The organism is Paraburkholderia bryophila (genome assembly GCF_013409255.1).
Classification (GTDB): Bacteria; Pseudomonadota; Gammaproteobacteria; order Burkholderiales; family Burkholderiaceae; genus Paraburkholderia.
The window spans coordinates 1,395,895-1,415,564 of the sequence record NZ_JACCAS010000001.1 but is presented as its reverse complement, the minus strand read 5'-3'; the positions used below and the strand labels follow the sequence as shown (position 1 = coordinate 1,415,564).

General features: G+C 62.5%; 16 protein-coding genes. 8 read left to right on the top strand and 8 right to left on the bottom strand.

Annotated elements, in window-relative coordinates; genetic code table 11:
- Positions 1 to 118 precede the first annotated feature (118 nt).
- From GGD40_RS06330 to GGD40_RS06315, 4 genes are all read left to right on the top strand, one after another.
- A complete protein-coding gene (locus GGD40_RS06330; protein WP_179705654.1) occupies positions 119 to 796 on the top strand; it encodes a response regulator transcription factor in 678 nt (225 codons plus the stop codon).
- Between the two features lie 13 nt (positions 797 to 809).
- Positions 810 to 2,207, top strand: a complete 1,398-nt coding sequence (locus GGD40_RS06325; protein ID WP_179743138.1) for a sensor histidine kinase — start codon at positions 810 to 812, stop codon at positions 2,205 to 2,207.
- Between the two features lie 35 nt (positions 2,208 to 2,242).
- Positions 2,243 to 2,956 (top strand): response regulator transcription factor, encoded by a 714-nt coding sequence (locus GGD40_RS06320; protein WP_179743137.1) that lies wholly within the window; start codon positions 2,243 to 2,245, stop codon positions 2,954 to 2,956.
- 360 nt (positions 2,957 to 3,316) lie between these two features.
- Entirely contained in the window at positions 3,317 to 4,414 is a 1,098-nt protein-coding gene (locus GGD40_RS06315) for a porin (protein ID WP_179708780.1), read from the top strand.
- 325 nt (positions 4,415 to 4,739) lie between these two features.
- Here the strand turns inward: GGD40_RS06315 and GGD40_RS06310 are convergent, their stop codons facing one another.
- Complete coding sequence (locus GGD40_RS06310; RefSeq protein ID WP_179743136.1) at positions 4,740 to 5,018, bottom strand: DUF4148 domain-containing protein; 279 nt, start codon at positions 5,016 to 5,018, stop codon at positions 4,740 to 4,742.
- Between the two features lie 325 nt (positions 5,019 to 5,343).
- Here GGD40_RS06310 and GGD40_RS06305 point away from each other — a divergent pair, with 325 nt between their 5' ends.
- Positions 5,344 to 6,522 (top strand): porin, encoded by a 1,179-nt coding sequence (locus tag GGD40_RS06305; RefSeq protein ID WP_179705643.1) that lies wholly within the window; start codon positions 5,344 to 5,346, stop codon positions 6,520 to 6,522.
- A gap of 133 nt (positions 6,523 to 6,655) precedes the next feature.
- Here GGD40_RS06305 and GGD40_RS06300 read toward each other — a convergent pair whose 3' ends face one another.
- The 6 genes from GGD40_RS06300 to GGD40_RS06275 all read right to left on the bottom strand — a co-directional run bounded on the left by GGD40_RS06300 (position 6,656) and on the right by GGD40_RS06275 (position 15,232).
- Positions 6,656 to 8,161 (bottom strand): efflux transporter outer membrane subunit, encoded by a 1,506-nt coding sequence (locus tag GGD40_RS06300; RefSeq protein ID WP_179744891.1) that lies wholly within the window; start codon positions 8,159 to 8,161, stop codon positions 6,656 to 6,658.
- A 64-nt stretch (positions 8,162 to 8,225) separates the two neighbouring features.
- Positions 8,226 to 9,428, bottom strand: a complete 1,203-nt coding sequence (locus GGD40_RS06295) for an efflux RND transporter periplasmic adaptor subunit (protein ID WP_179743135.1) — start codon at positions 9,426 to 9,428, stop codon at positions 8,226 to 8,228.
- Complete coding sequence (locus GGD40_RS06290) at positions 9,418 to 12,675, bottom strand: efflux RND transporter permease subunit (protein ID WP_179743134.1); 3,258 nt, start codon at positions 12,673 to 12,675, stop codon at positions 9,418 to 9,420. Before GGD40_RS06290 ends, GGD40_RS06295 begins: the two co-directional genes overlap by 11 nt.
- Before the next feature lie 243 nt (positions 12,676 to 12,918).
- Positions 12,919 to 13,593, bottom strand: a complete 675-nt coding sequence (locus GGD40_RS06285; RefSeq protein ID WP_035551406.1) for a response regulator transcription factor — start codon at positions 13,591 to 13,593, stop codon at positions 12,919 to 12,921.
- 16 nt (positions 13,594 to 13,609) lie between these two features.
- Complete coding sequence (locus GGD40_RS06280) at positions 13,610 to 14,533, bottom strand: LysR family transcriptional regulator (RefSeq protein ID WP_179705639.1); 924 nt, start codon at positions 14,531 to 14,533, stop codon at positions 13,610 to 13,612.
- Positions 14,534 to 14,857: 324 nt separating this feature from the next.
- A complete protein-coding gene (locus GGD40_RS06275; RefSeq protein WP_179743133.1) occupies positions 14,858 to 15,232 on the bottom strand; it encodes a hypothetical protein in 375 nt (124 codons plus the stop codon).
- A 758-nt stretch (positions 15,233 to 15,990) separates the two neighbouring features.
- On the opposite strand from GGD40_RS06275, the gene GGD40_RS06270 reads away from it, so the two are divergent.
- Together GGD40_RS06270 and rfbC are read left to right on the top strand one after the other, a co-directional pair.
- Positions 15,991 to 16,986, top strand: coding sequence for a GlxA family transcriptional regulator (locus GGD40_RS06270; RefSeq protein WP_179705635.1), 996 nt, complete (start codon positions 15,991 to 15,993; stop codon positions 16,984 to 16,986).
- A gap of 120 nt (positions 16,987 to 17,106) precedes the next feature.
- On the top strand, positions 17,107 to 17,658 hold the full coding sequence (gene rfbC, locus GGD40_RS06265) for a dTDP-4-dehydrorhamnose 3,5-epimerase (RefSeq protein WP_179743132.1): 552 nt from the start codon (positions 17,107 to 17,109) through the stop codon (positions 17,656 to 17,658).
- A gap of 48 nt (positions 17,659 to 17,706) precedes the next feature.
- Here the strand turns inward: rfbC and GGD40_RS06260 are convergent, their stop codons facing one another.
- Positions 17,707 to 18,594: an EamA family transporter gene (locus GGD40_RS06260; RefSeq protein WP_179705633.1), complete on the bottom strand. Its 888-nt coding sequence runs from the start codon at positions 18,592 to 18,594 to the stop codon at positions 17,707 to 17,709.
- A 102-nt stretch (positions 18,595 to 18,696) separates the two neighbouring features.
- Here GGD40_RS06260 and GGD40_RS06255 point away from each other — a divergent pair, with 102 nt between their 5' ends.
- Positions 18,697 to 19,626 carry a LysR substrate-binding domain-containing protein gene (locus tag GGD40_RS06255; protein ID WP_179743131.1) on the top strand — a complete coding sequence of 310 codons (930 nt, stop codon included), beginning with the start codon at positions 18,697 to 18,699 and terminating at the stop codon, positions 19,624 to 19,626.
- Positions 19,627 to 19,670: the final 44 nt, after the last annotated feature.

Sequence of the window (19,670 nt, the reverse complement as noted above, 5' to 3'; positions counted from 1 at the left end):
GAAGCGCACGCCCGTGCACTGAATGCGCAAGCCGAATATGGCATCATGTCCTCCTACTGATAACCGGTCGCGCCCGCCGCTTGCATCGGTAGAGCTGGCTGCGGCGCATGCATTGATCATGTCGCGAGTACTCACGATCGAAGATGACGAAATTACCGCGAATGAAATTGTCGGTGAGTTGAAAAGCCGCGGCTTCACCGTGGACTGGGTGGCCAACGGCCGCGACGGCATGGCGCGCGCGATCAGCGAAGATTACGACGTGATCACACTCGACCGCATGCTGCCTGGCGTGGACGGTCTGACGATTCTCACCACCATGCGCAGCATCGGCATTCAAACGCCGGTGCTGATGCTGAGCGCGCTGGGCGATGTCGACGAACGGGTGCGTGGTCTGCGTGCCGGCGGCGACGACTACCTGACCAAACCCTTCGATCCAGAAGAAATGACCGCGCGTCTCGAAGTGCTGCTGCGCCGCAGTCAAACGCCGGCCACGCAACTCGAGACTCATCTACGGGTCGGTCCGCTCGAACTCGATCTGATTTCACGCAAGGTGCAGCGCGACGGCGAAGAGATCGTGCTGCTGCCCACCGAGTACCGCGTGCTCGAATTCATGATGCGTCATGCCGGGCAGACCATTACGCGCACCATGCTGTTCGAGGCGGTGTGGGGCTATCACTTCGATCCGGGCACCAATCTGATCGATGTGCATATGGGCCGCCTGCGCAAAAAAATCGATCCGCCCGGCGTGACGCAAATGATCCAGACCGTGCGCGGCTCGGGCTATATCCTCGCATGAACCAATCTTCCTGATGGACACAACCTTCCCCGCTCAATCTGCGCTCGGGCGGCGCTGGCATTCCACCACCTTTCGCCTGCTCTCCATTTACGCCGTCATTTTTTCGTTTTCGGTGATGCTGTTGCTGGGCTTCATCGGCTGGGCCGTGACCGGCGATATGGAGCGCGAAACCGATGTGGTGATGGACTGGCAACTGATCTACTTCGACTCGCTGCCGGACACCGGTATCGCCGATGCGATCCACAGGCGCATCGAGCACGAGCGCATGCATACGAATTACTACGGCCTGTTCGCTCCGGACGGCCGCTTGATTGCCGGCGACGTGCTGGTGTATCCGACGCAGTTGCCCACCACGCGTAAAGGCAAGACGCTCGATCTGGCGCTCTCGATGGGGCGTAACGATCAGGCGCCGGTAGTGCGCGCGATGGCCGAGCGACGCAAGGACGGCTCGACGCTCGTGATCGCGCGCGATCTCACGCACATTCTGCGGATTCGCGAGGCGGTGATCGACGCGCTGGTGAGCGGCGGGATTGTCTGTCTGCTCGCGGGCGTGGCGGGCGGGCTGGCGTTGAGCGTGCGGCAAATGCGCCGGCTCAAGGCGATCCGCCGCGTCACGCAGCGTATTGCGCAGGGCGATCTCGCGCAACGTCTGCCGATTGGCGGACGCGACGAAGTGGATATGCTCGCGCATCTGGTGAACCATATGCTGGCCGAAGTCGAGCGCCTGATGAACGAAGTGAAGGGCGCGTGCGACGGCATCGCGCACGATCTGCGCACGCCGTTAGCGCATGTGCGGACCTTGCTCGCGCATGCGGCGGAGCACACCGGAACGCTCGACGACGCCGAATTGTCGACGCTGGTGGAGCGCGCCCGCACCGAGACCGATGCGTTGCTCGACCGTTTCCGCGCGATGTTGCGGATCTCCGAGATCGGCACCCTGCAGCGGCGCGGCGGGTTCGGCGAAGTGCAACTGGAGACGTTGATCCAGGAAGTCGGCGAGCTTTACGAGCCGCTTGCGGAGAGCCGCGCGATTCAACTTTCGGTGCATGCGCAACCGGTTGACGCGATTCATGGCGATCGCGCGTTGCTGTTCGAAGCGTTGAGCAATCTGGTGGACAACGCAATCAAGTTCACGCCTGAAGGGGGTGCGGTGCGGATGGAGCTTCGGCAGACGTCCGCGGGGCCGCAGGTGGATATTGTCGATAACGGTCCGGGCATTGCCGCCGAAGAACGCGATGCGGTGTTGCAGCGGTTTTATCGTGGCGAGAGTACCCGGCATCTGTCCGGATCGGGGCTTGGGTTGAGCATTGTCTCCGCGGTGATGCGGGTGCATGACTTCACGATGAAGATCGGCAATGCGGAGCCGGGCGCGAAGATTTCCATCGAATGCTGGTCGAGGACGTTGGCATGAGCTCGCGTGCTTTTCTTGTCATGACGGGGGGGTGAATGCGCGTCCTGTTTGTGGGGCCGTCGCATCCGGAAGCGGCGTGGCTTTTCAAGGCGCTGCAGGAGAGTGCGCATAGTTTGCAGCGGGCCGATGATCTGCGGGATGGGGTTTTTCTTGCGGGGCAGGAGCCGTTCGACGCGATTGTTTTGATGGTGCTGGATGGTGGGGCTTATTCTGCGCTGCTTGAGTTTGTGGCGGAGTTTGCGGGTGCGGGGAGTGGGGCGGCGATTGTGGCTGTTTTGGGGGTGGCTTCCGCGCAGGATCGTACTCGCGTCTTGCGGGCTGGCGCGGATGCCTGTTTTTGTCAGCCTTATTCGTTTATTGAAATGCATGAGCGGATGCAGGCTTTACAGCGGGTTGGACGCGGTGGCGGTGTTGGTTCGGCTTCTGGGGGTTCTGCGTCTGTTGCCGGAGCCTCTTTCGTTGAGGTGCCTTCGCTCGATGTTGCGACTCGGGAGCTTGTTTTTGGCGGGCGTAGGGTGGCGGTTACGCGGCGGGAGTTTCTTCTGCTCGAATGTCTACTGCGGCAGGTGAATGCGCCTGTTGCCAGGGATCAGCTTATTCGCTACGCGTGGCCTGAGAAGGATGATGTCGATCCTTCTAGCGTTAATCTCGTCGTTTCTCGGCTTCGACGGAAGATTCTTGGGGTTGTGCCTGAGGTTAGGATTGAAACTGTTAGTCGGTTTGGGTATCAGGTTTCTGTTGGGGTGTGACTCGGGGTTTTTGGCCTGCTCGGCGCTTGGGGTGTGCTGCTTGCTGCTTTGGCCTCTCCTTGCTTTGTTAGTGGTCTATTAGCGTTCCCCCTGTGCGGGGGGAACGCTAATAGACCACCGTGAAATCAAGGAAAGGCCAACAAAACAGGCCCGAAAAAAACCAGAACCAAAACCTCACGAAACCCTCATGGTCAACGACCAATTAATGAAAAACCCCACGCAAAAACTGAAATTCTGTCTTACAGCGGCACCGCTTTCTAGCCTAGCTATATTCACTCCCGTGGCAGCGAAAAAAAAAGCCCCCACACCTATCAGGCATCCTATTTAAACGAAAGGTGATTCATGAATCAGAAGATGAAGCTGGCACACTTGCTCGGAGCCCTGCTATGCGCCGGCCTGGCAACCACTGCGCACGCACAAAGCAGCGTCACGCTCTACGGCATTCTCGATACCGGTATCGACTTCGCCAGCAACGTCAACGGCAACCACCTCTACCAGATGGCCAGCGGCGTCAGCGCGGGCAGCCGCTGGGGTGTGAGAGGTAAAGAAGATCTGGGCGGCGGCCTCGCCGCGATCTTCGACCTGGAAAGCGGCTTCAACTCGTCCAACGGCAACCTCGGCAGCGGCCTCGCCTTCTCCCGTAATGCCTACGTCGGCCTCGACAGCCAAACGCTCGGTACCGTCACCCTCGGGCGTCAATGGGATCCGCTCGTCGACCTGATCGAGCCGTACTCGCTCAACGATAGCTACGGCGGCTGGTACTTCTCCCACCCGAACGATATGGATAACCTCGATAACGGCTTCGCCATCAGCAATGCCGTGAAGTACACGAGTCCCACCATCGGCGGCTTCACCGGCGAAGCACTCTATTCGTTCGGCGGCCAGGCCGGCCAGTTCTCGAATAACTCCGCCTATAGCGCGGCCGCGTCGTACACGAACGGACCGTTCTCGATCGGCGCCGGCTACCTGCGCGTCAACGACCCGGAACAGGCCGTCCAGAGCTATCAGAACGGCTCAGGCTTCACCAACGCGGTGTACGGTAACTACCTGGCCAATGCGCGCAGCCAGGGCATCTTCGCGGCCGGTGCGTCGTATCAGCTCGGCAAATTCAAACTGATGGGCAACTTCTCCAACGTCGACTTCCAGCAAGGCGATGCCGGTCAGGACGTCAAGTTCCAGAACTATGAATTCGCCGGTACCTTCGCCGCTACGAGCCAGCTCAATCTCGCGGCCGGCTACACGTACACGGATGGCCGCGATCACGCGACCAACCAGGAACCGAAGTACCAGCAGCTCAACCTGAGCGCGGAATACGAACTGTCGAAACGCACCGCCGTCTACGCACTCGCGGCATTGCAAAAAGCCAGTGGCGGCGCAGTCGCGCAAATCGCCGGCTTCGATCCGTCGTCGAACGGTAAACAGGTGGTCGGCCGCGTCGGTCTGCGTCACTCGTTCTAAAGCACAAAGTACTCGTATCAAGTAGAAGAGCGCGTTGCCCGAAAGGGTAGCGCGCTCTTTTTTCATGAACCAAAGTAAATGTTGCAGTAACTGGGTGGCCCGACGCAATTGTCGGCGGAGGTCGGTGTCGTACTCGTCGCGCAGCCGGATAACAGCAGTCCAGCAGCCACGGCGGCGACGGCGAACGAAGCGGTTCGTTTGATCGCGGTGCGAAGAGTCATTGATATGGCGGGTGTCGATACAGAGCGTTGCGATGGGCAGTCAAGCGAGTCCAGACGACAGCGGCCACGTGGCGCACCGTCGGCTGGGGTTCAGCAGAAGCATCTCAGTGCGCGTAAATCGTCGAATTCAGATACGCCAGTTGGCCGTCCTTCTCCGCGTGCACCAGTTCCCGATAAACCTGAGCGCGTGTCTTGCCGGGCGTGGCCTGGCCGTACGGCGCGACCCACGAACCCGTCACGTTGCCGGTGGTGCTGGTGGTGTTCGCCGCTACTTGCATGGCCGGCGCGGCGTTCTGTTGCATCGGCGCGGTGGTCGATTGAGCGAAGGCGGAAGCCGTTGCGGTTGCACCGATGAAAGCGATGGCGAGCGTCAGAGATTTCATGTTCGTAATCCTCATAAATCAGGTTGGGTGGCACCGATACGCGAACCTCATGGTTTCGTGGATCGGTTGATGAGAAGGATAGTCAGGTGGCGTTAGCGGATCGGCCGTGTGTGCATGAAAAGAAATTTATCTGCTACAGCGTCGGCGAAGCGCTGATTCATCGGTCCCTCGCGGACATGTCATGAACATAAAAAACGTTTCATGAAACGGCCGGTTTTGATCACGGGTGTGTCACCGCCGCTATTTACATTGCGGCTACCCGTACGGTGTGCGGGACCAGTCCGTTCTTGCGCGGACCGGTGCCTTCTCTTACCCGGAATCAAACATGAATAAAGCATTCGCAACCACACTCGTCGCGCTGGCCAGCACCCTCGGCGCGGCGGCACACGCGCAAAGCAGCGTGACGCTCTACGGGACGCTCGACACCGGCCTCGACTACATCAGCAATCAGAAATCGGCCAACGGCGGCAAAAGCAACTGGATGATGGAAAGCGGGAACGTCAGTACCGACCGCTGGGGCCTGCGCGGTAACGAAGATCTGGGCGGCGGCTTGAGCGCGGTCTTCGATCTCGAGAACGGCTTCAATATCGACAGCGGCAAGTTCTCCAACGGCGGCGATGAGTTCGGCCGTCAGGCGTGGGTCGGGATCGCGAGCAAGCAGTGGGGTACGGTGACGCTGGGCCGTCAATACGACTTCCTGGTCGATTTCGTAGCGCCGTTGTCGGCGACCGGTTCGGGCTTCGGCGGCAATATCGCCGATCACCCGTTCGATAACGACAACCTGAACAACGACCTACGTATGAACAACGCGCTGAAATACCGCAGCGCGACCTACTACGGGGTCACCGTCGGCGGCGCGTACGCGTTCAGCAATGCGGCGGGCGGCTTCAGCAACAACAACGCGTATAGCCTCGGCGCGCAATGGGCGGGCGGTCCGTTCAACCTGGCTGTCGCGTACCTGCAGATCAACCAGCCGGGCGGCGTCAACCAGCCGGCCAATACCGGCGGCGCGGTGAGCAGCAGCGACGGCGACGCAGTGTTCACCGGCGCGCGCCAGCGCGTGCTCGGCGCCGCGGGACGCTACACGTTCGGCGCGGCGACCCTTGGCCTCGTCTTCACGCGGACCATGCTCAACGACCCGCATCAGATCACGCAGGGTGGCGCGTATTCGACGCTCAACGGCGATCTGCTGACGTTCAACAACTATGAGCTGAACGCCCGCTACGCGATCACGCCGGCGTTCACGCTGGGCGGCTCGTATACCTTCACGGATGGCCACTTCAGCACCGGCGGCCAGAGCTACTCGCCGAAGTGGAATCAGTTCATGCTGCAGGCCGATTACGCGCTGTCGCGCCGCACCGATCTGTATCTGGAAGGCACGTATCAGCACGTGACGGGCGCGAATGGGATCGCGGTGCTGGGCAATGCGTCGATCTATTCGCTGGCGGCTTCGTCGAGCGACCGGCAGGCGGTTGTGGCGGTGGGCGTGCGGCACCGGTTCTAAGGCATACCACGGGCGCGGCTCCGAACGGGCGCGCCAGAGAGAAGAAACGTCGCGGGTTCAGAGAACTCGCGACGTTTTTTTGTTTGCGGCCGCAACGGTTCGCGGCGAAGCGTTGTTGAAGGCAGTCGCTCGTTTAACCTGCGGATGCGGATGCAATGGCGGCAGAGGCGCCAGAAGTGCTGGAAGCGCCTGCAACAACCGGTACCGCCTTCAACTGCGTCGCCTGGACCGCAGGCGCGGCCTTGGCGCCGTCCGTTGACCAGCCGCCACCCAACGCCTCGATCAAGCCCACGGAAGCCAGTAGACGCCTTGTTTCGAGGTTCAACGCATCGGTCTGCGTGGTCAGCTCGGTGGTTTGCGAGGTCACCACGTCCAGATAGCTGACCACGCCGTCGCGGTAGCGCGACATCGACAGCGTCAACGTGCGTTGTGCGGCGATCAGCGCGGCGTTCTGCTGCGTGGCTTCATCGCCGAGATGGTGCAGTTGCGCGAGGTTGTCCTCCACCTGCTGGAACGCGAGTAGCACGGTCGCCTTGTACTTCGCGCCGTTCTCGGCGAGCTTGGCGCGCGCCTGATCGGTCATCGCTTCACGGCGGTCGCCGTCGAACAGCGTGAACACGAGACTCGGACCCACCGACCAGATTTCGTTGGGCGCCATCAACCATGGCGAAAGCGTATCGCTCTGGTAACCACCGTCGAGACCCAGCGAGATGTCCGGGAAAAACGCCGCCTTGGCCACGCCGATCTGCGCGTTCGCTTGTGCGACGCGGCGCTCGGCCGCCGCGATATCGGGTCGCCGCTGCAGCAACGCGGCCGGCACGCCGGTAGGAATGGACGGCAGGTACGTCGCCTCCGTCACCGGCGTCAGCGCGAAAATCGATGCGGGCTGGCCGGTCAGGCTGGCGATCGCATGTTCGTAAAGCGCGCGGCGCGCGGCGATATCGTCGGCGGAGGCGCGCGCGGCGTCCAGTTGCGTCTGCGCGCGCGACACGTCGAGGTCCGATGCAATCCCGCCGGCGTGGCGGCTCATGGTGAGGGTGAGCGCGCGCTGATAAGTGGCGATCGTATCGTTGAGCAACTGCTGTTGCGCGTCGAGTCCGCGCAGATTGAAATACGCGTTGGCCAGATCCGCCTGCAAGCTCAGGCGCACCGATTCGAGATCGGCCTCGCTGGCCTGCGCCGCCGCGTTGCCGGCGGCTACCTCGTTGCGGATCTTGCCCCACAGATCCAGGTCGTAGCTGATGCCGACGTCGACGTTATTCGTGCCGTAGACCGAAGGCTGTCCCGCGCCTCTTAGAGGCCGGTTGTCCGACTGCCGCTGACGCTCAACCGACGCTTCCGCGCCGATGGTCGGCAACAGGCCCGAGCGGGCCTGCGCGAGATACGCGGTGGCTTCGTCGTGACGCGCCATCGCGGCCGCGACGTTCGGGTTGGCCGCCGCCACCCGTCGCTCCAGATGGTCGAGCACGGGATCGCGATACACGGTCCACCACGCCTCGCGCGGCACACGGTCGGCAGGCCGCGCGAGTTGCCATGCGCCGCCTTCCTTGAAGGTGGTGGGAATGCTGGCGGCCGGCGCGTGGTAGACCGGCGCGAACGAACAGCCGCTCACCAGCAGCGCGGCGGCTAAAGCAACCATTGCAACGCTTGCAACGCTTGCAACGTTCGCCAGTTTCGCCACGTTTGCAACGCGCAAGCGGCGTTTATCCATGAGTGCTCTCCGCCGCGCGCCGCTCCGCCAGCGCTGTGCCCGGCGTGCCTTGCAGCCGCACTTCATCGCCCGAGGCGAGCGAGTCGGGCGGATTGTCGATCACGCGGTCGCTCGCGTTCAGACCGGACGCGATCTCGACGTGCGTGCCGAGATCGGTCGCGATCGATACGGGTTTCAACACCGCGCGGTTGTCGCTGCCAACCACGGCGACTTGCAAGCCATGTTGCCGGAAAATCAGCGAACTCGCGGGAATCGACAACGCGTCTGCGTTGGTCGGCAAATCGAAATGCACCTCGGTGTACTCGCCGGGGATCAACACGCCGTCTTTGTTGTCGACCGATAGTTGCACCAGCAACGTACCGGACGACGGCGTGATCGCGTCGTCGGTATCGACCAGTTTGGCGTTGAACTTGACGCCCGGACGTTCCGGCACGGTGAGCGTTGCACTCATACCCGGTTGGATCGCGGCCGCTTCGTCTTGCGGCACGCTGACATAGACACGCAGCTGACGCGCGTCGGATACCGAGAACAACTCCGGCCCGTTCCCGCCACCGGCGTTGATTAGTGCGCCGATATCGGTGGTGCGTGCGGTGACGACGCCGTCGAACGGCGCGGTGATGCGTTTGAACGATTCGAGCGCTTCGAGGCGGCCCACATTCGCCTGGGCCGCCGCGACCGTGGCCTGCTTCGCAACGAGATCGCTGGTCTTCTCGTCGGCGTCCTGTTGCGAAACCGAGTCCTGTTTCAGCATCTCCGTCCAGCGGTGCGCAGTGGACGCCGCGAGTTTTTCATTGGCCACCGAATTCTGCAGATCGGCGCGCGCCTGCTGCAATTGCTGATCGAGGTCCGGCGTGTCGATCACCCCGAGCAATTGGCCGGCTTTGACGTGCGTGCCGATATCCGCATACCACGCGTGTAGATAGCCGGACACGCGCGCATAGATCGGCGCGTTGACGAAGGCGGACAGACGTCCCGGCAGCACCAGCGCCTGCGCGTCGGCGTCGTGTTTGGGTGTGTAGGCAACCACCGTCGGCACGGCTTGCTGCGCGGACCAGGTGGTCAATTCCTGCTTCGCGTGGACGCGGCTCGCGATACCGCTCGCCACGATGCCCGCCGCGACCAGCAGCGCGACGATACCCACGAGCCTCAGATGACGCAGCCGTTTGGGCGAATTGATCTCGATCTCAGTGGACATGATGGACTCCGGGTTCGGATGAAGAGTGGTCGTGAGAAGGGGCGGGCGAGTGGCCATGGCCGGCAGCATCGCGCCGATGCACGAGGCTGAAAACGACGGGGACGAACAGCAGCGTGGCAAAGGTCGCGCAGATCAGGCCGCCGATCACGGCGCGGCCGAGCGGCGCGTTCTGCTCGCCGCCGTCGCCGAGACCGAGCGCCATCGGCGCCATGCCGATGATCATGGCGAGCGCGGTCATCAGCACCGGGCGAAAGCGCGTGAAGCCGGCTTCCATCGCGGCGACCAGCGCATTGCCGGTCACCGCCAGCCGTTCGCGCGCGAAGCTCACCACCAGAATGCTGTTGGCGGTCGCCACGCCCATGCAGAGAATCGCGCCGGTCAGCGCCGGCACGGAGAGCGGCGTGTGCGTGGTGAACAGCATCCAGACAATGCCAGCTAGTGCCGCGGGCAATGCGGTGACGATCACGAATGCGTCGCTCCACGAATGGAAATTCACGACGATCAGCAGAAAGATCAGCAGGATCGCACCGAGCAGGCCGAGCGACAAACCGAGGAAGGCGCTATTCATGGTCTGCACCTGGCCGCGCAGCGTGACGATCGAGCCCTTCGGCACGTCTTTCGCGGTGGCGTGCACGATGTTCTGGATCTTCGTGGCGACCGCGCCGAGGTCCTGACCTTGCGTCGTCGCGAACACGTCGTAGAGCGGCTCGATGTTGTAGTGCGACACGACCGCATCGCCTACGCCTCGCGTGATCGTCGCAATGCCGCCGAGGATCTGCGCCTGACCGGCCTTGCCGGTGACCGGCAGATTGCTGAGGTTCGACAGCGACGTCATCCGATATTGCGGCGTTTGCGCCACGATCGGATACGACACGCCGTTCTTCGGATTGAGCCAGTAAGTCGGCGACACCTGGCTCGTGCCGGACAGGCTCGCCACCACGGAGTTGGTGACGTCCTGTTCGGTAATGCCGAGTTGATCGGCGCGCGAGCGGTCCACGGATACGGTGAATTGCGGATACGTGGAAGCCTGCTGGATCCGCGTATCGGCAATGCCGGGAATCAGCCGCATCTGGCGCATGACTTCGTTGGCGTAGCGGTGATTGGCCGCCTGGTTCGGCCCGGCGACCTGCAGATCGATCGGTGCGGGCGCACCGAAATTCAGAATCTGACTCACGATATCGGCCGGCAGGAACGCGAACGTCGTCCCCGGAAACTGGCGCGACAATGTTTCGCGCAACGTGCGCACGTAGTCCGCAGTCGGCTGATGGTTCTCGTCCAGCGAAACGAGAATGTCGCCGTCCTGCGGGCCGGTCGTGCCGCTGTTGTTATAGGTCAGATTGATACCGCTATTGGGCAAGCCGATGTTGTCGACGATACTGCGCAGCTGATCCGGCGGAATCGCGCGGCGCACCGCGTTCTCGATCAGATCGAATTGCGCGGCCGTGTCTTCGATCCGCGTGCCGATCGGCGCGCGCACGTGAATTGCAATCTCGCCCGAGTCGATATTGGGGAAGAAATTGCGGCCGAGCCATGGCGCGAGCAGGAACGACGCGCCGACCACGATCAGAAACCCCGTCACGAAGCGCTTGCGGTGGGTGAGTGCGAGACCCAGCACGATCCGGTACACGCCGCGCACGCGCTCGAAACGATGTTCGAAGCCGCGCTGGAAACGCACCAACGGATTGCGCGACGGCGGCATGTGGAAGTGACCACCGTGCGGGTCCATCGTGGCGGCCAGTTCACCCGAGGCGTGGCCGCCCGATGCATGCGGGCGCAACAGGTATTGCGCCATCATCGGCACGAACGTACGCGACAGAATGAACGACGCGATCATCGCGAAGATCACGGCTTCGGCCATCGGCACGAACAGAAAACGCGCAATGCCGTTGAGCAGCAGCATCGGCACGAATACGATACAGATACACAGCAGCGACACGAACGCGGGCGCGACGATCTGCGCGGCGCCGTCCAGAATCGCGCTTCGCACGTCCTTGCCTTGCTCCAGATGCCAGTTGATGTTCTCGATCGTGACAGTGGCGTCGTCGACCAGAATCCCGACCGCCAGCGCGAGGCCGCCGAGCGTCATCACGTTGAGCGTTTCGCCCATCGCCGCGAGGCCGGCAATCGCGGCCAGCACCGCGAGCGGAATCGACGCCGCGATAATCACCGTGGAGCGCCAGCTACCGAGGAACAGCAGAATCATCAGCGAGGTCAGCGCGGCGGCGATCACGCCTTCTCGTGCCACGCCGCTGACCGCGCCTTTCACGAAGGTGGACTGATCGCCCATCGTGACGAGCTTCAGACTCGGCGGCAAGGTCGCTTCGATACGCGGCAGTTGCGCCTTGACGCCCGCGATAATGTCGAGCGTCGACGCCGAGCCGTTCTTCAGAATGCTCATCAGCACCGCGCGATGACCGTCCACGCGCACCACGTTGCTTTGCGGCGGATAACCGTCGCGCACGTGCGCCACATCGCGAATGTAGATGGTTGCGCCATCCACGGTCTTGATCGGCAGCGCGTTGAGCTCGTCGAGCGCGAGCGGACTGTTGTTCAGTTTGATGTTGTATTCGAAGCGGCCGATCTTCTCAGTGCCGGCGGGAATGATCTGGTTCTGCTGTGCGAGCGCCGTGGCAACATCGTTCGCCGAAAGTTTTTTCGCCTGCAAGGCCTGCGGATCGAGGTCGATCTGTACTTCACGGGTCTTGCCGCCGTACGGCGTCGGAATCGCCACGCCCGGCACGCTCAGCAATTGCGGACGAATGAAGTTGGTCGCGTAGTCGGCGAGTTTCTGTTCGTCGAGCGTATTGCTGGTGAGCGCCAGTTGCAGCACCGGCACCGTGGACGCGTTGTAGTTCAGGATCTGCGGCGGCGTGGTGCCGGGCGGCATCTGCTTGAGCACCGTCTGCGACACGGAGGTGACCTGAGCGGTGGCGGTGCGGATATCCACGGTGGGCTGGAAGAAGATCTTCACGATGCCGTAGCCGCGAAACGATTGCGACTCGATATGCGCGACGTCGTTGACGGTCGTGCCGAGCGTGCGTTCGTAGTAGCTGACGATCCGCCCGGACATGTCGTCCGGTTGCAGGCCGGCGTAGTTCCACACCACGCTGATCACGGGAATGCGGATGTCGGGAAAGATATCCGTCGGCGTGCGCAACGCGGCAAGCGGGCCGATCAACAGGATCAGCAGCGCCAGCACGATGAAGGTGTAGGGCCGGGTTAAAGCCAACCGGACTATTTTTAACATCGAAGGCTGCTCCGTTCAGAGGCGCGATTGAATCTGCGCGGGCGTGTGTCAAGTGGGGCTCGCCCTGATGGCGCGACCCGGTACCGGCATTCTGGAGAGCGGGGCCTAACAGGCGTGGACTAATCAAATGAAACTAGTTTTAGGAAGCGGCGCGTGGTTCGTCATCGCATCGGCACGCGTGCCGCAACGGCTTTAGCGCTGCAGGCAGCGCTAAAGTTCGTTCACCACAACGGTTGGAATGCGTCAGCCGAACAGATAGCCCGAACCGCGAATCGTGCGAATCAACGGACGCTCGCCGGGCGTGTCGACTTTCTTGCGTAAGCGGCCTACATGGACGTCGATCAGGTTGGTGCCGGGATCGAAACGGCAGCCCCACACGGCTTCGAAAATCATCGTGCGCGTGAGGACCTGGCCGGTGTGACGCATCATGAATTCGAGCACGCGGAATTCAGTGGGTTGCAGGTCGAGTTCGCGCTGCCGGTGCATGACTTTGCGGCGCACCAGATCCAGTTCCAGCGCGCCGCTGCGCAGCAGCGTCTCGGCTTTCGCGTGACGCGGGCGGCGTCGCAGCAACACTTCGACGCGCGCGAACATTTCCTCGGGTGAGAAGGGCTTGGTCAGATAATCGTCGCCGCCGGCACGCAGACCTTGAATGCGCTGATCGACGTCGGACATGGCGCTCATCACCAGCACGGGCGTTTCCATGCCGACGCCGCGCATGGTCGCGACGATCGTCAGGCCGTCGAGATCGGGCAGCATGCGGTCGAGCGTCACGACGTCGTAGTCGCCCGCCATCACCTTCGCCATGCCTTCGCGGCCGGTGCGCGCCACTTCGACGGAAAAGCCGCTGGCGGTGAGCGTGCGCACGATGTCGTGGGCGATCAGCTCGTCATCTTCTATGGTCAATATTTTGGGCATGATGCGCGAGCCCGGTTCAGGCGACCGCGCGCAAAGCGACCTGACGGTCCGGTGCGCGATACTGGCCGACCGCGAAGTCGATGAAGCTGCGCACGCGCATCGACAGATAGTTGCGGCCGGAGTAGAGAATCGACACCAGGCGAGGTCCGCCGTTGATCTCGAACTGTTCGAGCACGGGTACGAGCGCGCCGCGCGCGAGGTCGTCGGCGATGATCGGCAACGGCAGCAGCGCGATACCCATATGGTTCAGCGCGGCCACGCGCACCATCGCGCTGCTGGTCGCGGTGAGCGCGCTGCCGGTGTTGACGCGGTAAAGGCCGTCGGCGTCGGTGAACTCCCAGGTGCGCGACGAACCGTCGGACACGGTCAGCAGACCGTGCCGGTTCAACGCGGCCGGATCGCGCGGCGTGCCGTTGCGTGCGAGATAGGTGGGGGACGCTACCGTGATCTCGTCGACGCTGGTCAGCAGGCGGCTCACCAGTGTGGAGTTGGCGAGCCGGCGGTCGTCGGAGAAGCACACGTCGAAACCGCCTTCCACCAGATCGATGTGCGTGTCGAACGTCGTGACGTCGAAGTCCACTCGCGGATGCAGCGTGCGATACGAGGCCAGCAGTGCGCCGAGGCCCGCGCTGGCGAACGTCATGGGCGTCGCGATGCGCAGCGTGCCTTGCGGGTCGCGGGTGGTTTCCAGCAGCGTCGATTCCATCTCGTCGAGCTTTTCGATGATCGCGCGGCAACCGTCGAGGTACTCGCGGCCCACGTCGGTCAGCGACAGACTGCGCGTGGTGCGATTCAGAAGACGCATGTTCAGATGCGCCTCCAGTGTGCCGACGCTGCGCGTGACCGCGGCCGCGGACATGCCTAACTGTCTTGCCGCGAGATTGAAGCTGGCGAGATCGACTACTCGTGTGAAGACACGCATCGCTTGTAGCTGGTTCATAGTGGAACAGTAGAGAAGGGCGATGGGATGCATCATCGGCGATGGCGAGTAAAACCGGACAGCTAGGTGGATTAAGTCTTTTTTAATTTTATGAAATGTTCATGAACAACGCAGATTACGCGGGACGTTCGTGCCTGGATGAAAACATCTGCAAACCTAAGTAATGGGAAAATGCGGGCAAAAAAAGAGCGCGGACGGAGCCGCGCTTCGGAAATAAGACTTGAAAGAAAGTAGCCGCTGCCACGCGGCTGGGCACAGTATAGGTGGGATGGGTGGCGCGTTGCGCGCGCATTCTGAAACGCTGTTGTGCGCGCAGCGCAATATTCAGTTGAGCATGCCGTGTACTTCGAGCGAGGCTTCCAGATGTTGCGTGAGCGCGTGATGCAACTTGGCGAGACTGTCGGTCGGCAGCGCGAAGCCGGCCCAGCCGAGTCCTGAATGACGCATGAACACCACGGCGCCATCGTGCAGCGGATGCTTCTCGGTGTGCCAGCAGGGATCGACTTCGACCACATATTGATGTGTGCGCAACGGCTCTTTCGGCACCTCCGGGCGCATCATCGCGCGCAGTGCGCCGAGATGCTCGATCATGGCGTCCAGATCGGACGCGTCGAGCAGCACCGCGCGGCCTTCAATGTCGATGCGGATCGCCTGCTGTCCATACTCGTTGACTCTTTCGATGTTCATGGGGCGCGTCATGGCTCTGCTCCTTGCGGCTATCACGATGCACAAATTATGGCGCCTCGATTCTTAGACGATCCTTAAAGTGCACGATCAGGGAATGAAACTTTGTTTAAGAACGCCGCACGACCCGATCGCCGCCGCACGGTTCAATCGTCTGACGTTTTTTGTTGAGCCGCATGGATCGGAGGACGCTTAAGTCAGACGTAAACCCACTGGATGTTTCAATATCGAAACATTTTTTGTCGGTAAGAAATGGACTGAAAAATGCTTAAAGAACGGATTCGTATGATATCGGGGTCGGTATCAATGAAAGAGCAGATAAATTCCCGGTTTGCGAATAAAAATCCGATTGGATTGTCATTATTCGCGAAGTGTCGAGTTCAGGTTTGAAACACTTTTCGACGCATCGTGAATCACCTCGGACAGTGAATCAAACCCACGCTGGCTTGCGCGGGAGTGACGGCAGACCAGCCGGAACACGAGTCCACAAGCGGCTATGCAAGCAGACGAAAAAATCGCACCGAAACTCCGCCGCACCACCGCACCGCGACAGGCCGTCTACCCTATGAAACGCCAGATAATGTTTTTCTTCATACCTTGTGTTTCTCGATGCCGATTTGTTTTTCAAATTTACTATAGCGAAGCATTCCGCTAACATCACGCTTAATCCGTTAAGCGGCGTTATCGGCGGTTTCATTCTTAATAACGCATTTTGCTGAGGGGCGCTAACGGGGCATCGGGGTCCACAACGTAGGCTAGTTTGGGGAAAGATCATGCCGCAGATGCACCTGGATACCGCGAGGATCACCTGGCTCCATACGCCGACATTGAACGTGCGTAGTGCGGCGCGGCGAATCGGCGTGGTGCTGTTCAACGGCTTCTGGCTGCTCGGGCCGGGCACGGTGATCGAAATGTTCCAGACCGCCAATGAACTCGCGGGTTCGCGTGCCGGCGAGGAACCGCCTTACGAGGTGCAGTTTCTGTCGATGGACGGCGGCAGCGTCGCCAGTTCGTCGTCAGTGCGGATCTGGACCGACCGTATCGACACGCGTTACGGCAGCGGTTTCGACGTGCTGTATATCGCCGGTGGTCAGGGCGCGCAGACGGCCGCGCACGACGAGCGGCTGCTCAACTGGCTGCGTTCGGTGCAAACGCGCACCCGGACCATCGAAGCGATCGGCGAAGGACGGCTCGTGCTCGACGCCGCCGGCCCGACCGAGTCCACCGGGCCGCAACTCAATCGCTTCCCTGTAGGTGCATCGGCGGACAGCGCCTTCGGCGGCTCCAGTGACCGTAACGACTGCGCCCGCAGCGCGCTGATGTTCATCAAGCGCGACCTGGGCGCCGAACTGGCGCGCAGCGTCGCCGATCGGGTCATGCCTGGCATGGCGGCAACGTGGGTGCCGTTACCGGCGGAAGGCGGCACGCTCAGCGTGGCCGAGAAGATCCGCGCGGCGGCGCGCTGGATGGAAGCGAACTGCGATCGCCCGGTCTCGGTGGCGGATGCCGCGCAAGTGGCCGCCATGAGCGAGCGCAATTTCCTGCGGCGCTTCAAGCACGAAATGCAGCTCACGCCGTCGGACTATCTGTTGCAGGTGCGGCTACGGATTGCCTGCAATTTCCTGACCGAAACCGAATTGCCGGTCGACAAGATCGCGCGGCGCAGCGGTACCGGCAACGGCGATCGCCTTGCCAAAATATTCCGCAAACGGATGGCGTTGTCGCCGACCGAATATCGCGCGCGCAGCCGGGTGGCGTCCGAGGTCTAGCGTTCTCTCAACTCGCGCGAGCGAGGGCAGGCGTGCCCGAGGCGCGCCTCATGACCGGTGGTCGTGGTCGCAGCGGCGGCCGACATCGCGCCGGGCAGGCTTTTTACGAGTACAGCGGCAATGGGCAACAAGGTCATCGCGACGGCATTGCCGGAGGTGAGGCTCATCGAGCCCGAAGTGTTTTGCGACGAGTTCGGTTTCTGCTTCGAGAGCTTCAGCACAGACGAGTTTACCGACGACGTCGCGCCCGGTTTCACGTTTGTGCAGGACCGGCATTCGCGCGCGGTGCGCGGCGTGTTGCGCGGACTGCACTATCAGGTGCAGCGTCCGCAAGGCCGTCTGATGCGCGTGGCGGTCGGTGAAGTGTTCGACGTCGCCGTCGATGTACGGCTCAATTCGCCGAACTTCGGCAAATGGACCGGCGCGTATCTGAGCGCGGCGAATCATCGGCAGATGTGGGTGCCGCCGGGCTTCGCGCACGGCTTCGTGGTGCTCTCGCAGGCGGCGGAATGTCTGTGGAAGACCACGGAGTACTGGTTCCCCGAACTCGAGCGCTGCATTGTGTGGAACGATCCGGATATCGGCATCGATTGGCCGATCGATTTCGCGCCAACGCTCGGCACGAAAGACGCCGCGGGCCGGCGGCTTTATGAAGCGGAAAACATTGCCTGAACGGGCGCGTAGCCGCGATCGTGACTGCAACGTTACCGGCCTTCACCTTCAACGCGTGGCGACCACCGCCCCGACACTCGCGGTGACGACCAGCAGCGTGCCCGCGATCTGCAAGACCCCCATCGGCTGATGCAGCACGACGAAGCCGGCCACCGCGCCGATCGCCGGTTCGACGCTCATCAGGATGCCGAATGACGCGGCGGGCATGTGCCGCAACGCGACCATCTCCAGTGCGTACGGCAGCAACGGCACCAGCAGCGCGAGCCCCGCCGTGGCCGCTATCTGCGCGCCCGCAATGTGGCCGCCGCTTTGCGCCAGTCCGAACGGCGTGGCGATCAGCGCCGCGGCGAGCAGCGACACCGACAGTCCTTCGAGTCCCGCAAATAACGCACCGGCCTTCTTCATCAGCACGATGTAGCTGCCCCAGCCGAGCGCTGCGCCGAAGGCGAGCAGCACGCCAAGCGGTTCGCCGATCCAGCCGCCGCGATCGCGCGACAGCAGCACCACGCCGGCAATCGCCAGCAACGGCCACAGCAGCGCCCGCAGGCGGCGCACCGCGAACGTGGCGACGGCGAGTGGCCCGAGAAAGTCGATCGCGACGGCCAGCCCCAATGGAATGCGCTGCAGCGCCGAGAAGAAACACAAGGTCATGCCGGCCATGGCTGCGCCGAGCGCGCCGGCCGCGAGCCAGTGTGCGCGCGAGTAGCTCAGCAGGCGCGGGCGCACCAGCAAGGCCAGCACCAGGGCGGCCCAACTCAGTCGCAGCCACGTCGTGCTGAGCGATCCGTAGGCGGCCATGGTCGGCGCGGAGAGCGCGGCGCCGAACTGCACGCTCGCCATCGACAGCATGCACAGCAAGGCTGCCCACGGGGAGCCAGCGGGTTTTAGCGCGGGCTGCGCGGGGCTCAGCGCCGGTTGGAGGGTGGTGTCCTGCATGGTTGTGTGTGGCCGTCAATTTCGGTTTCGTGGCCGCTATCTTAGCGGCGTGGGCGGTATTAAGATAACTTGATATTGCTTATGTCCACTTCAGGAAAATTGATGACCCGTGATCTCGACAGCAGTCTGCTGCGCGCGTTCGTGACCGTGGCTGAAACCGGCGCGGTGGGCGTGGCGGCGGCGCGTCTCGCGCGCACTCAGGCCGCGGTCAGCATGCAGTTGAGGCGGCTGGAGGAGGAGCTTGGGCAGCGTTTGCTCGATCGTTCGCCGCGTGGCGTACAACTCACCGAGGCCGGGCATCTGCTGCTGCCGTACGCGCATACCATCCTCGGTGCGGGAGCCGATGCGCGGCGCGCGTTGAGCGCGGGGCAGGTCTCCGGCACCGTGCGCCTCGGCGTGCTTGAAGACATTGCGGTCGGCCGTCTGCCGCGCGCGTTGCGGCGCTTTTCGACCGCTTATCCGCAGGTGGCGCTGGAGATTGTCGTCGACAGTAGCGAGGCGTTGTCGAACCGTCTCGGCGAGGGTGGTCTCGACGTGGTGGTCGGCGATCCCGCGCTGATCGATGCGACGCCGCTGCTCACGTGGACCCAGCCGCTTTTCTGGGTCGGCGCGCGCGGGTTCAGCCGCGACGTGGACGCGTTGTTGCCGGTGGTGGCGTTCGGCGGCGCGTGTCTGTGGCAGCAACTCGTGCTGACCGCGTTGCGGCGCGCGGGCGTCGCGTGGCGCATTGTGTGCACGAGCATCAGTTTGCCCGCGGTGCAATCGGCGGTGGAGGCGGGGCTGGGCGTGTCGGTGCTGCTCGACGGCAATATCCGCCCGGAGTCGATGCGCGTGCTCGGTCAGGCCGACGGTTTGCCCGATGCGCCCACCGCGGACTTTGGGCTCTTCATGCGACAAGTGCCGGGCACCCATGCGGCCGCGATTCAAACCTTGCACACGTTTCTGTGCGAGGAATTGCATCTCAGTCTTCGTGAAGACGGGCAACCCACACCCGTCACGTCCTCAGTGAGTTTTTACGACATTTTTTCTTGAGACGCTGCTACCCCAAATCTACACTTCGAGCATCCTGACAGCCT